Origin of the sequence: Hydrogenophaga pseudoflava (assembly GCF_031020795.1) — a bacterium.
GTDB classification, from domain to species: Bacteria; Pseudomonadota; Gammaproteobacteria; order Burkholderiales; family Burkholderiaceae_C; genus Hydrogenophaga; species Hydrogenophaga pseudoflava_A.
The window spans coordinates 32437-45556 of sequence record NZ_JAVHJP010000002.1 but is presented as its reverse complement, the minus strand read 5'-3'; the positions used below and the strand labels follow the sequence as shown (position 1 = coordinate 45556).

The window sequence follows — 13120 nt, the reverse complement described above, 5'->3', positions numbered from 1 at the left end:
CCATGGCCCTGCTCCAGATTGCCGAACCCGGCCGCTCCGCCGCCCCGCACCAGCACCGGCTGGCGGCGGGCATCGATCTGGGCACGACCAACTCGCTCATCGCCACGGTGCAGAGCGCGCAGGCGCGGGCCCTGCCCGACGCGACCGGGGCGCTGCTGCTGCCGTCGGTGGTGCGGTACTTCGCCGAAGGCGAACCGGTGGTGGGCCACGCCGCGCAGGCGCAGCAGGCCGAAGACCCGCAGAACACCATCGTCTCGGTCAAGCGCTTCATGGGCCGCACGCTCGGCGACCTGCGCGAGGCGCCGGGCCTGCCCTACCGCTTTGTCGACGGCGCGGGCATGGTGGGCATTCAGACCGCGGCGGGCGAGCGCTCGCCGGTGCAGGTCTCGGCCGACATCCTCGGCACGTTGCGGCTGCGCGCCGAAGCCGCCCTGGGCGGGCCGCTGGCGGGCGTGGTGATCACGGTGCCGGCTTACTTCGACGACGCACAGCGCCAGGCCACCAAGGACGCGGCGCGCCTGGCCGGTCTGAACGTGCTGCGCCTGCTCAATGAGCCGACGGCCGCGGCCATCGCCTACGGGCTGGACAAGGCGGCCGAAGGCACCTTCGTGGTCTACGACCTGGGTGGGGGCACCTTCGACGTGTCGGTGCTGCGCCTGTCCAAGGGCGTGTTCGAGGTGCTGGCCACGGGTGGCGATTCGGCCCTGGGCGGCGACGACTTCGACCGCGTGATCGCCCAGTGGTTCTGCACGCAGCACGGCATCGCGGGTGTCGAGGCGCTGGCGCCGACGGCACAGCGCGCGCTGCTGGGCGCCGCGCGCATGGCCAAGGAAGCGCTGTCGGACCACGAGACCACGCCGCTGCGGGTGGCGCTGGCCGGCGGTGAGACGCTGCAGGCCATCCTCGGCCGCGAGCAGTTCGCGCAACTGTCCCAGGCGCTCATCGAGCAGACCCTGCGCGCCACCCGGCGGGCCTTGCGCGATGCGCGCCTGTCCACCGCCGAGATCGACGGTGTGGTGCTGGTCGGCGGCTCGACCCGCATGCCGGTGGCGCGCGACGCGGTGCGCGGCTACTTCGGCGTCGAGCCTCTGGCCGACATCGACCCGGACCAGGTGGTCGCTCTGGGCGCGGCCATGCAGGCCGACGTGCTGGCGGGCAACGCCGGCGGCGACGGCTGGCTGCTGCTGGACGTGTGCCCGCTGTCGCTGGGGCTCGAGACCATGGGCGGCCTGGTGGAGAAGATCATTCCGCGCAACTCCACGCTGCCCACCGCGCGCGCGCAGGACTTCACCACCTTCAAGGACGGCCAGACCGCCATGAGCCTGCACGTGGTGCAGGGGGAGCGCGAGTCGGTCAGCGACTGCCGCTCGCTCGCGCGCTTCGTGCTGCGCGGCATTCCGCCGGCGGTGGCGGGCGCGGCGCGCATCCGCGTGAGCTTCCAGATCGACGCCGACGGCCTGCTCTCGGTCACGGCGCGCGAACAGACCACGGGCGTGGAGGCGCACGTGGAGGTCAAGCCCACCTACGGCCTGGGCGACGAGCAGATCACCACCATGCTGCAGGACGCGATCGGATCGGGCGCGCAGGACATGCAGCTGCGCTCGCTGCGCGAGGCGCAGATCGACGCGCGACGCCTGCTGGACGCCACGGACGCCGCGCTGGCGCAGGACGGACAGTTGCTGAACGACGACGAAACGGCCGCGATCCGCGCCGTGATGTTCCAACTGGCCGAGGTGCTGGAAACCGAAGAAGACGCCCAGGCTCTGCGCATTGCGAGCGCGGAGCTGTCGTCGGCCACCGGCGAGTTCGCCGCGCGGCGCATGAACGCCTCGATCCAGCAGGCGCTGGCCGGCCGCACGGTGGAAAGCCTCTGATGCCGCTCGTGCGTGTGCTGCCCCACCCGCAGCTGTGCCCCGCGGGCACGAGCTTGGAGGTCCGGCGCGGCGCCATGCTGTGCGAAAGCCTGCTCAAGGCCGGCGTGGCCATCGAACACGCCTGCGACATGGTGGCCGCCTGCGCCACCTGCCATGTGCATGTGCGCGAAGGCGGCGCGTCGCTGACCGAGCCGGACGACGAAGAGAACGACCAGCTGGACAACGCCTGGGGTCTGGACGCGCAGTCGCGCCTGGCCTGCTGCGTGAAGATCAAGGACGCCGATCTGGTCGTCGAGCTGCCCAAGCACACGCGCAACCACGCAAGGGAAAAGTGACCTCCGCGGGTCGGGTGTCCGAAACGGCACATTCCCGACACCGCCCCCGAAGCCGGCCCACACGGTCCGCACAACCGGCTTCAAATCCCCCACAAAACCCACGCAAAACAGGTGGCACGCCTTATGCACTGAGGTCCCCAGAAAGGACGGAAGCGACATGGCACACCACCCGGTCATCAACGACACCACGCTGCGCGACGGCGAGCAGACGGCGGGCGTGGCGTTCACGGTCGACGAGAAGTGCGCCATCGCACAGGCCCTGTCCGACGCCGGTGTGCCGGAGATGGAGATCGGCATTCCCGCCATGGGCGCCGACGAGATCGCCTGCATCAACGCCATCGCCGCGATGCGCCTGCCAGCCCGCCTGATGGTGTGGGGCCGCATGACCGAGGGCGACCTGGCGGCGGCGCTGCGCTGCGACGCGCACATCCTGCACTTCTCGATCCCGGTGTCCGACATCCATCTGCGCCACAAGCTGCGCCGGTCGCGCGAGGACGTGCTGGCGCAGGTCACGCGCGTGATCACGCGGGCCGCGGCCAGCGGCCAGCAGGTGTCCTTCGGCATGGAGGACGCCTCGCGCGCCGACCCGGCCTTCATGGCGCAGATCGCGCGCCGGGCGGCCGATTGCGGCGCGACCCGCGTGCGCTATGCCGACACGCTGGGCGTGCTCGACCCGTTCTCCACCTTCGAGGCCGTCGCGCGCCTGCGCCAGGACCTGCCCGGCATGGCCATCGAGATCCACGCGCACAACGACCTGGGCCTGGCCACCGCCAACACCCTGGCCGCGCTGCGCGCCGGCGCCAGCCACGTGAACACCACCGTCAACGGCCTGGGCGAACGCGCGGGCAACGCGGCACTGGAAGAGGTCGTGATGGGCGTGCGCCACCTGCACGGCGGCGACACCGGCGTCGACACGCAGTCGCTGGTGGGCATCTCGCGCCTGGTCGAGACCGCCTCGGGCCGGCGCGTGGCCGCCAACAAGAGCATCGTCGGCGAGGCGGTGTTCACCCACGAATCGGGCATCCACGTGGACGGCCTGCTCAAGAACCCCGGCACCTACGAAAGCTTCGACCCGGCCGAACTGGGGCGCCAGCGCCGCACCGTGCTGGGCAAGCACTCGGGATCGCAGGCGGTGCGCCAGGCCTACGGCGCCATCGGCGTCGCGCTGGACGACGACGGCCTGACCGGCCGCCTGCTGGGCCGCATCCGCGCCCACGCCGAGTCGCTCAAGCGCGAACCCACGCCGCAGGACCTGCACCGCTTCCTGGCCGAAGCCGCGCCGGCGCTCGCCCTGTCATGAAATCCGACGAGCCCACCATGCTGGCTGTCACCGCCCCGCACCCCGCGCCGCAACGCCCCGGCTGGTGGGCGCTGGTGCGCGGCGACGTGGCCTGCGTGCTGGCGCGCGACCCGGCGGCGCGCAACCGGCTCGAAGTCTGGACCATCTACCCCGGCGTGCAGGCGGTGGCGCTGCACCGGCTGGCGCATGCGCTGTGGGCGCGCGGCTGGCGCTTCCTGCCGCGCTTCGTTTCCTACGCCGCGCGCTGGCTGACCAATGTGGACATCCACCCCGGCGCGCGCATCGGCGAGCGCTTCTTCATCGACCACGGCGCGGGCGTGGTGATCGGCGAAACGGCCGAGATCGGTGACGACGTGACGATGTACCACGGTGTCACGCTGGGTGGCACCAGCTGGAACCCCGGCAAGCGCCACCCCACCCTGGGCCACGGCGTGGTGGTGGGCGCGGGCGCCAAGATCCTCGGTCCCATCACCGTCGGCGACGGCGCCCGCGTGGCGGCCAATTCGGTGGTCATCGAGACCGTGCCCCAGGGCGCGACGGTGGTCGGCATCCCGGGCCGCGTGGTGGCGCCACGCCGCCGCACCACCCACGGCTTCGACCTGGACCACCACCTGATTCCCGACCCGGTCGGCAAGGCCATCGCCTGCGTGCTCGACCGGCTGGCGCAGCTCGAACGCGCCCAGGCCGCCGGCGCCGGCCTGGCCAGCGCCGACGCGGCCTGCGGCCAGTGCGAAGACCCTTGCGCCCTGCCCTCGTTCGACCTCAAGACCGGCGTTCCCGCCCACCAGGAGTGACCCATGGAAGACCTGTTGACCCGCCTCAAGGCCCTCTCCTCCGCCGAGGACTTCCTGCAGTTCTTTGGCATCCCGTTCGACCAGTCGGTGGTCAATGTGAGCCGCCTGCACATCCTCAAGCGCTTCTTCCAGTACCTGCGCCAGCAGTCGGCCGACCTGCCGCAGGACAACGAGGTGGCACTGTTCAGCGCCTACCGCCAGCTGCTCATCAAGGCCTATGGCGATTTCGTGAAGTCCACGCCCGCACAGGAAAAGGTCTTCAAGGTGTTCCAGGACGTGGGCGGCCGGCAGCACGTCTCCATCGACAACCTCAAGGCGTCCCTGCCGCAACGCGCCGTGGCCTGAAAGGAATTCACCATGCACATCGTCGTCTGCATCAAGCAGGTCCCCGACTCGGCGCAGATCCGCGTCCACCCGGTGACCAACACCATCATGCGCCAGGGCGTGCCGGCCATCGTCAACCCCTACGACCTGTTCGCGCTGGAAGAAGCCCTGCGCCTGAAGGACAAGTTCGGCGGCCGTGTGACCATGCTGTGCATGGGCCCGCCGCAGGCCGAGGACGCGCTGCGCAAGTGCATCAGCTTCGGCGCCACCGACGCCATCCTGGTGACCGACCGCGCCTTCGCCGGTGCCGACACCCTGGCCACCAGCTACGCGCTGACCTCGGCCATCCGCAAGATCCACGCGGAGCAGGCGGTGGACCTGGTCTTCACCGGCAAGCAGACCATCGACGGCGACACCGCCCAGGTCGGCCCCGGCATCGCCAAGCGCCTGGGATGGAACCTGCTGACCTACGTCAGCAAGATCAACGAGGTGGATCTGGACGGCAAGACCCTGACCGTGGAGCGCCGGGCCGAAGGCGGCGTGCAGCGCCTGCAGACCACGCTGCCCAGCCTGATCACCATGCTCGAAGGCACCAACGAGATGCGCTTCGCCACCATGGACGACATGCTGCGCGCCGGCCGCTGCCAGGTGCGCAAGTGGAGCAAGGACGACGCCGGCATCGAGGACATCACCAAGATCGGCCTCAAGGGCAGCCCCACCATCGTCAGCAAGGTGTTCGCGCCCAAGGCCCGCAGCGTGCGCGCCGAGATGCAGGAGGTCGGCGACGGCACCAACGTCAACGACGTCTGCCTGAACCTGCTGCAGAAGATTTTCACCACCCACCCGACGCTGGAGCAGGAGACGGTCGACCGTCTCAGCGCCTGAGCCCCGCACGCACCAGAAGGAGAAGACCATGGCCGAACCCGACAAGCCCCAGATGGCCGCCGCTGCCGCCGCCGGAGCCGCCAAGACCGCCGGCCGCAGTGGCCGCAGCACCGAACTGCCCGAACACCTGAAGGTCTACAAGGGCGTGTGGGTGTTCATCGAACACGACCGCGGCCAGGTGCACAGCGTGAGCTGGGAGCTGATGGGCGAGGCCCGCAAGCTGGCCGACAAGCTGGGCGTGGAGGTGTGCGGCGTGCTGCTGGGCGGCCCGTCCGACAAGCTGGAGGACTACGCCAAGGAGGCCTACGTCTATGGCGCAGACCACTGCTACCTCATGCGCGACCCGGTGCTGCAGGGCTACCGCAACGAGCCCTTCACCAAGGGCCTGACCGACCTGGTGAACAAGTACCAGCCCGAGATCCTGCTGCTGGGCGCCACCACCATGGGCCGCGACCTCGCGGGCTCGGTGGCCACCACCCTGGGCACCGGCCTGACCGCCGACTGCACCGAGCTGAACATCGACGGCCGCGCGCTGGCCGCCACCCGCCCGACCTTCGGCGGCAGCCTGCTGTGCACCATCATGACCCTGGCCTACCGGCCGCAGATGGCCACCATGCGCCCGCGGACCGCGGCCATGCCGGCGCGCGACGAAAGCCGCAGCGGCGACATCATCACGATGGAGCTGGGCATGGTGGAGACCGACATCGTCACCAAGCTGCTGGCCTTCATCCCCGACGCCACCAGCAACAACATCAACCTGGCCTACGCCGACATCATCGTCACCGCCGGCAAGGGCCTGAAGAACGCCGACAACTGCAAGCTGGTGTGGGACCTGGCCCGAGTGCTGGGCGCCGAGGTGGGCGCCACCCGCGCCGTGACGCAGGCCGGCTGGCTGGAGGCCGAGCGCCAGGTCGGCCAGACCGGCAAGACCGTGCGGCCCAAGCTCTACATCGCCGCCGGCGTGAGCGGCGCCATCCAGCACCGCGTGGGCATGGAAGCGTCGGACGTGATCGTGGCCATCAACACCGACCCCAACGCGCCCATCTTCGACTTCGCCCACCACGGCATCGTCGGCAACGCGATGCAGGTTCTGCCGGTGCTGACCGCGGCCTTCCGTTCCCACCTCGACAAGCGCGTAAGAAAAGTCGCTTGAACACCAGGAGCCGAACATGAGCAATGAAAAATTCGATGCGATCGTGGTCGGGGCGGGCCCTTCGGGCAACGCTGCGGCCTACACCATGGCCAAGGCCGGTCTGAAGGTGCTGCAGATCGAGCGCGGTGAATACCCGGGCAGCAAGAACGTGCAGGGCGCGATCCTCTACAGCAACGCGCTGGAACAGATCATCCCGGACTTCCGCGAGGACGCACCGCTGGAGCGCCACATCATCGAACAGCGCATGTGGATGATGGACGACGAGAGCTTCGTCGGCACCCACTACCGCAGCGACGACTACAACAAGCCGCCCTACAACCGCTACACCATCATCCGTGCGCAGTTCGACAAGTGGTTCAGTTCCAAGGTGCGCGAGGCCGGCGCCCTGCTGATCTGCGAGACCACCGTCGAAGAGCTGCTGCTGGACGGTGAGCAGGTCATCGGCGTGCGCTGCGACCGCCTGGGCGGTGAGGTGTACGCCGACGTGGTGGTGCTGGCCGACGGCGTCAACAGCACGCTGGCGCGCAAGGCCGGCTTCCACGGCGAGCTGGACGCGGGCAACGTGGCCCTGGCGGTCAAGGAGATCCTGTTCCTGCCCGAGGACGTGATCCAGCAGCGCTTCAACATCAAGGAAGAAGAAGGCGTGGTCATCGAGCTGATGGGCAAGGTGACCGAGGGCATGGTGGGCACCGGCTTCCTCTACACCAACAAGGAGTCGCTCACCATCGGCGTGGGCTGCATGCTCAGCGACTTCAAGGCCAACCCGCTGCGCACCAAGCCCTACGAGCTGCTGGAGAAGCTCAAGAAGCACCCCAGCATCGCGCCCATGATCGAAGGCGGCGAGATGAAGGAGTACTGCGCCCACCTGATCCCCGAAGGCGGCTTCAACGCCGTGCCCCGCATCCACGGCGCGGGCTGGCTGATCGTGGGTGACTCGGGCGGCTTCGTCAACGCGGTGCACCGCGAAGGCAGCAACCTGGCCATGACCAGCGGCCGCCTGGCCGGCGAGACGGTGATCGCGCTCAAGGAAGGCGGCAGGGAGCCCTCGGCCGCCAACCTCAAGCTCTACAGGGACAAGATGGACGACTCCTTCGTCATGAAGGACCTGAAGAAGTACCGCAAGCTGCCCGAGGTGCTGCACAGCAGCCCGCAGTTCTTCACCGCCTACCCCGAGCTGGTCAACCGCGCGGCCAAGACCTTCTTCACCGTGGACGGCGTGGACAAGCATTCCAAGGAGAAGGAAATCCTGGGCAGTTTCCGCAGCAAGCGCAGCCTGACCGGCCTGGTCGGCGACGCATTCAAGATCTGGAGGGCTTCGCGATGAGCACTGTTGTCAACGTGGAAGAGAAGCTCTTCCAGAACCGCTACAAGGTCGACCACGGCCGGCCCCACATCCAGATCAAGCAGCCCGAGATCTGCGCCAACGAATGCCAGTCGCAGGCCTGCACCTTCATCTGTCCGGCCGCCTGCTACAAGGCCGAAGGCAACCGCACGGTGACCCTGATCACCGACGGCTGCCTGGAATGCGGCAGCTGCCGCGTGATCTGCACCGAGCACACCAACGTGGCCTGGGAGTACCCGCGCGGCGGGCACGGCATCCTCTTCAAGTTCGGTTGAGGAGCTGACAAGGGTTGTCCGACCGGCGCCGGGTGGGCAGTCCCGGCGAAGGAGGCTCATCAGGGTTTTCCCTTTGGCATCAAGTCCTATAGAGGACTAGAGTTCAGTCCATGAACTCTTCCCTTCGCCTGGTCACGTCGCCCGAGCCGGGCCTCAGCCGCTACGCCTCGCTGGCGCAGGCCCTGCGGGCCCGCGTGGTGGCGGGCGAATGGTCGCCGGGCTCTGCCCTGCCCGCCGAGAGCCAGCTGGCCAGGGAACACGGCGTGGCCCTGGGCACCATGCGCCGCGCGCTGGAACTGCTGGTGGAACAGGGCTTCATCGAACGCATCCACGGCCGCGGCACCTTCGTGCGCCAGGGGCTGGCCGGCGCCTCCATGCTGCGCTTCTTCCGCTTCGACGGTGGCACCGGCGAGGTGCCGGTTTCGCGCATCCTGCAGCGCAGCCGCGTGAACGCGACGACCACCGTCTCGCGCGCGCTGGGCATCGGCGCGGGGGAGCCGGTGCTGCGCATCCACAGGCTGCGTCTCATGGGCGACCAGCCGCGCCTGTTCGAAGAGCTCTGGCTGCCGCTGGACCTGTTCGCGCCGCTGGCCGATGACGACCTCGCCACCTGGGACGACCTGCTCTACCCGATGTTCGCGCGCAAGCTGCAGGTGCACATCCACCGCGCGCTGGACGACATCGGCTTCGGCCAGCTCAGCGCCCCGCAGGCGCGCCACCTGGGCCTGCCCGCCGGCCACCCCTGTGCGCAGGTGCAGCGCTCGGCCTACGACCTCTCGGGCCGCTGCGTGGAGCTGCGCACCACACGCGGCGACGCCCACGCCTTCCACTACACCGTCCACCTCACCTGAAAGCCCGCCATGACACCCCCCACCCACATCCGCCGCGGCTGGGCACCCTCGCGCCGTCACCTCATCGCCTCGGCCGGCGCCGCTCTGGCCGCCCCCTGGATCGGCGCCCACGCGCAGGGCAAGATCGCCGGCGGCAAACCGATCACGCTGATCGTGTCCTACCCGCCGGGCGGCGGCGCCGACCTCATGGCCCGCACCATCGCGCCCAAGCTCGAAGCCGCCCTCGGCCAGACCGTGGTGGTGGAGAACAAGGCCGGTGCCAGCGGCCAGCTCGCCGCGGGCCACGTGGCCCGCGCCACGCCCGACGGCAGCACCCTGCTGCTGGACGCCTCGTCCTTCGCGGTCAATCCCTCGCTCTTCCCCAGGCTGCCCTACGACAGCGCCACCGCCTTCACGCCGCTGGCCGTGCTCGCCACCTTCCCCAACGTGCTGGTCTGCACGCCCAGCTTCGAGGCCAGGGACGTGAAGGACGTGATCCGCCTCGCCAAGGCCAAACCGCTGAACTACGCCTCGTCCGGCAACGGCTCGGCCCAGCACCTGGCCGGCGCGCTGTTCGAACAGCGTGCGGGCGTGGACCTGACCCACGTGGCCTACCGCGGCGGCGGCCCGGCCATGAACGATGTGATGGGCGGCCAGGTGCCGCTGTTCTTTGCCAACGTGGCCTCGTCGCTCGGCCACATCCGGGCCGGCAAGCTGCGCCCGCTGGCCGTGACCAGCACGTTGCGCGCCCGCTCGCTGCCCGAGGTGCCGACCATGGCCGAGGCCGGGGTCAGCGGCTACGAGGTGCTGGAGTGGAACCCCATCCTGGCGCCCGCCGGCCTGCCGGCCGATGCGAGGGCCATCCTGGTGGCGGGCATCCGCAAGGCACTGGACGACGCCGAAGTGCTCGGCCGCATCCGCCAGCTGGGCGGCGACGTGTTCGCCGACGCGAGCCAGCAGAGCGCGGGCCAATTCATCGCGGCCCAGCAGGCGCTGTGGGCCAAGGTGATCAGGGAACGCAACATCACCACCGGATGAGCGCGCCTACAGACGACATCCCCTCCGGCTGGGACTGCCATGTGCACGTGTTCGACCCCGCCCACCCGGCGCAGGCCGGGCACTACCGGCCGGTGCTGCACGATCTGCCCGAGATCGAGCAGACCGCAGCCGCATTGGGCGTGGGCCACCTCGTGCTGGTGCAGCCCAGCGTCTACGGCACCGACAACGCGCTGATCCTGCACGCCCTGGCCCGCGAGCCGGGACGGCACCGTGGTGTGGCCGTGCTGGACACTGCGGTGACCGAGGCCGGACTCGATCAGATGCACGCGCTGGGCGTGCGCGGCGTGCGCTTCAACCTCGTGTCCCCGGTCGGCAACGGCCCCGAGGCCTTTCGTGCGCTGGCGCCGCGGCTGAAGGCGCGGGGCTGGCATGTGCAGTGGTACGCGAAGGCCGACCAGCTCGCGGCGATTGCCGAGCTGCACCAGGGCAGCAGCCTGACCGCCGTGCTCGACCACCTGGCCGGCCTGCACGCGGGCGTCGGTGAAGACGACCCCGCATGGACGGCCCTGCAGCGCCTGGCCGACCAGGGCGCCTGGGTCAAGCTCTCGGGCTGGTACCGGCTGCAGGCCCACGCACCGTACCACGTGCTGCACACCCACCTCCAGCGCGTGGCGCAGACCCTGGGCGACCGCCTGGTCTGGGGCTCCGACTGGCCGCACACCGCCTTTCACCACGACGCCCTGCCGCCCTATGCCAGCGTCTGGCGGCCCGTGGAGCAGGCGCTGGGCAAAGCGCGTGCCGCCCGCGTGCGCGCGGCCGGCGCCTTGCTCTACGCCTGAGCACCGGAGAGACTCGCGCCATGCGCATCCTGCTCGCCGAAGACGAAACCGAACTGGGCACCTGGCTGGTCAAGGCCCTGGGGCAGAACGACTTCCAGGTCGACTGGGTGAACGACGGCCGCCTGGTGCGCCGCAGCCTCAAGGCCACCAAGTACGACGCGCTCATCCTCGATCTCGGCCTGCCCGGCCTGGGCGGGCACGACGTGCTGTCCGACCTGCGCGAGGCGGACGAGCGCCTGCCGGTGCTCATCCTCACCGCGCGCGACTCGCTGATGGAGCGCGTGAACTGCCTGCACGGCGGCGCCGACGACTTCCTGGCCAAACCCTTCGACGTGGCCGAACTCGAAGCGCGGCTGGTCGCGCTGATCCGCCGCTCGCGCGGACAAGAACACCCGCGCTTTGCCTGCGGGCCGCTGAGCTATGACAGCGTGGCCAGACAGTTCCGCCTGCAGCACGAGGTGCTGAGCCTCACGCCGCGTGAACACGCGGTGCTGCGCGCGCTGATCCAGCACCCGGGCGAGCCGCTGTCCAAGCGCGAGCTGCTGGAGCGCGTGTTCTCCGACGAGCAGGACGTGAACCCCGAGGCCATCGAGGTGCTGATCCACCGGCTGCGCAAGCGGCTGGAAGCTTCGCCGGTGCGCATCGCCACCCTGCGCGGGCTGGGCTACCAGCTGGAAAGCACCGCGTGACACCGCTGTCATGGTCGCGCGCGAGCATCCGCCGCTTCCTGCTGGTGCTGCTGCTGCCGGGCCTGGGCGCGGTGATCGCGGGCGAGCTCTGGCTGGGCTGGCGCACCGCCAGCGACGCGGCCGATGCGGCCTACGACCGCTCGCTGCTGGGTGCGGTGAAGTCCATCGACTCCAGCATCTCCACCGCCAGCGGCGGCATCGGCGTGGAGCTGCCCTACCGCATGCTCGAGTTCTTCGAGCTGACTGCGCAGGGCCAGGTGTTCTACCGCGTGGCCACCGAAGACGGCCTGGTCGAGATCGGCAGCGCCGGCCTGCCCGCCCCGCCCCGGCCACTGCAGACCGGCCAGCCGCAGTTCCATGAAGGCGACTACCTCGGGCAGGCGGTGCGAGTGGGCAGCTATGCGCGCGAGCTGAACCCGCCGCTGGCCGGCCACACAGGGCCGCAGCGCGTGGTGATCCAGGTGGCCGAAACCCTGGAGGCGCGCAACGACTTCCGCCGCGCGCTGGTGCTGCAATCCCTGGCGCGCGACATCCTGCTGATGCTGGCCGCCACCGGCCTGCTGGCACTGGCCATTGCCTGGGCCATGCGCCCGCTGGACCGCTTGCGGCAGGAGGTGGACGCGCGCGACCCGCAGGACCTGACCCCCGTGGACGACACCGGCGCGCCGGCCGAGGTGCGGCCGCTGGTGCAGGCCATCAACCACCACATCGACCGCCACCGCGAACAGACCGAGGCGCGCCGCCGCTTCATCGACGACGCCTCGCACCAGTTGCGCACGCCGTTGACCACGCTGGCGACGCAGGTGGCCTACGCGCAGCGCGAAGCCGATCCGGCCGCACAGCGCCAGGTGCTGGAGACCATCCGCGAGCAGCTGGACGAAACCATCCGCCAGACCAACCAGATGCTCTCGCTGGCCCGCGCCGACAGCGCGCCCCCGCAGCGCCAGTCCTTCGACGCCGTGGCCCTGGCCGAGGCCCTGGTGCGCCAGTGGTGGGGCCCGGCGCGTGAGCAAGGGGTGGACCTCGGCCTGGACGCGCCCGAGCACCCGCTGCCTTTGCTGGGCGAACCCGACCTGCTGCGCGAGGCCCTGGCCAACCTGCTGCACAACGCCATCCGCCACGGTGGCGCGGGCTGTCACGTCACGCTGATGGTGCGGGCCGAAGCGGACGGCGCGGTGCAACTGGCCGTGGTGGACGACGGCCCGGGCCTGCCCCTCGATGAACTGGCGCGCGCCGGAGAGCGCTTTTTCCGCGGCCGTGGCGGCGCCCTGCCCGGCTCCGGCCTGGGTCTGGCCATCGTGCGCACCGTGGCGCAGCGGCACGGCGGGCAGATGCACGTGAGCACCGGACCGGACGGTCGCGGGCTGGCCGTCACGATCACGCTGCCCGCCGCGCGGGCGTCCGAACCCACCCCGGGTTAACCCGGGGTTTTGAGCCGGTTTTCTGAAAGCGCGTTGAAAGTGCCCGGTTTCTACAGTGCC

14 protein-coding genes are annotated in these 13120 nt (G+C 70.2%); all 14 read left to right on the top strand.

Going from position 1 to position 13120, the window contains the following annotated elements; genetic code table 11:
• Positions 1 to 2 precede the first annotated feature (2 nt).
• The gene (hscA, locus tag RCO38_RS05870; RefSeq protein ID WP_308327381.1) at positions 3 to 1874 is read left to right on the top strand and encodes a Fe-S protein assembly chaperone HscA; all 1872 of its coding nucleotides are present in this window, start codon (positions 3 to 5) and stop codon (positions 1872 to 1874) included.
• Positions 1874 to 2209 (top strand): ISC system 2Fe-2S type ferredoxin, encoded by a 336-nt coding sequence (gene fdx, locus RCO38_RS05865; RefSeq protein ID WP_308327380.1) that lies wholly within the window; start codon positions 1874 to 1876, stop codon positions 2207 to 2209. The genes hscA and fdx overlap by 1 nt, the downstream gene beginning before the upstream one ends.
• Before the next feature lie 157 nt (positions 2210 to 2366).
• Positions 2367 to 3509, top strand: a complete 1143-nt coding sequence (nifV, locus tag RCO38_RS05860; protein ID WP_308327379.1) for a homocitrate synthase — start codon at positions 2367 to 2369, stop codon at positions 3507 to 3509.
• Between the two features lie 17 nt (positions 3510 to 3526).
• Positions 3527 to 4303, top strand: a complete 777-nt coding sequence (gene cysE / locus RCO38_RS05855; RefSeq protein WP_308327378.1) for a serine O-acetyltransferase — start codon at positions 3527 to 3529, stop codon at positions 4301 to 4303.
• A gap of 3 nt (positions 4304 to 4306) precedes the next feature.
• Positions 4307 to 4648 carry a nitrogenase stabilizing/protective protein NifW gene (gene nifW / locus RCO38_RS05850; protein WP_308327377.1) on the top strand — a complete coding sequence of 114 codons (342 nt, stop codon included), beginning with the start codon at positions 4307 to 4309 and terminating at the stop codon, positions 4646 to 4648.
• 12 nt (positions 4649 to 4660) lie between these two features.
• On the top strand, positions 4661 to 5512 hold the full coding sequence (locus tag RCO38_RS05845) for an electron transfer flavoprotein subunit beta/FixA family protein (protein ID WP_308327376.1): 852 nt from the start codon (positions 4661 to 4663) through the stop codon (positions 5510 to 5512).
• 28 nt (positions 5513 to 5540) lie between these two features.
• Positions 5541 to 6665: an electron transfer flavoprotein subunit alpha/FixB family protein gene (locus RCO38_RS05840; protein WP_308327375.1), complete on the top strand. Its 1125-nt coding sequence runs from the start codon at positions 5541 to 5543 to the stop codon at positions 6663 to 6665.
• A gap of 16 nt (positions 6666 to 6681) precedes the next feature.
• A complete protein-coding gene (locus RCO38_RS05835; protein ID WP_308327374.1) occupies positions 6682 to 7989 on the top strand; it encodes an FAD-dependent monooxygenase in 1308 nt (435 codons plus the stop codon).
• Positions 7986 to 8282, top strand: a complete 297-nt coding sequence (locus tag RCO38_RS05830) for a ferredoxin family protein (protein WP_308327373.1) — start codon at positions 7986 to 7988, stop codon at positions 8280 to 8282. The genes RCO38_RS05835 and RCO38_RS05830 overlap by 4 nt, the downstream gene beginning before the upstream one ends.
• A gap of 110 nt (positions 8283 to 8392) precedes the next feature.
• A complete protein-coding gene (locus tag RCO38_RS05825; RefSeq protein WP_308327372.1) occupies positions 8393 to 9133 on the top strand; it encodes a GntR family transcriptional regulator in 741 nt (246 codons plus the stop codon).
• Positions 9134 to 9142: 9 nt separating this feature from the next.
• On the top strand, positions 9143 to 10150 hold the full coding sequence (locus RCO38_RS05820) for a tripartite tricarboxylate transporter substrate binding protein (RefSeq protein WP_308327371.1): 1008 nt from the start codon (positions 9143 to 9145) through the stop codon (positions 10148 to 10150).
• On the top strand, positions 10147 to 10950 hold the full coding sequence (locus RCO38_RS05815; RefSeq protein WP_308327370.1) for an amidohydrolase family protein: 804 nt from the start codon (positions 10147 to 10149) through the stop codon (positions 10948 to 10950). The genes RCO38_RS05820 and RCO38_RS05815 overlap by 4 nt, the downstream gene beginning before the upstream one ends.
• A 20-nt stretch (positions 10951 to 10970) precedes the next feature.
• Positions 10971 to 11639 (top strand): response regulator, encoded by a 669-nt coding sequence (locus RCO38_RS05810; RefSeq protein WP_308327369.1) that lies wholly within the window; start codon positions 10971 to 10973, stop codon positions 11637 to 11639.
• On the top strand, positions 11636 to 13060 hold the full coding sequence (locus RCO38_RS05805; protein WP_308327368.1) for a sensor histidine kinase N-terminal domain-containing protein: 1425 nt from the start codon (positions 11636 to 11638) through the stop codon (positions 13058 to 13060). The genes RCO38_RS05810 and RCO38_RS05805 overlap by 4 nt, the downstream gene beginning before the upstream one ends.
• The last annotated feature ends 60 nt before the right edge of the window (positions 13061 to 13120 follow it).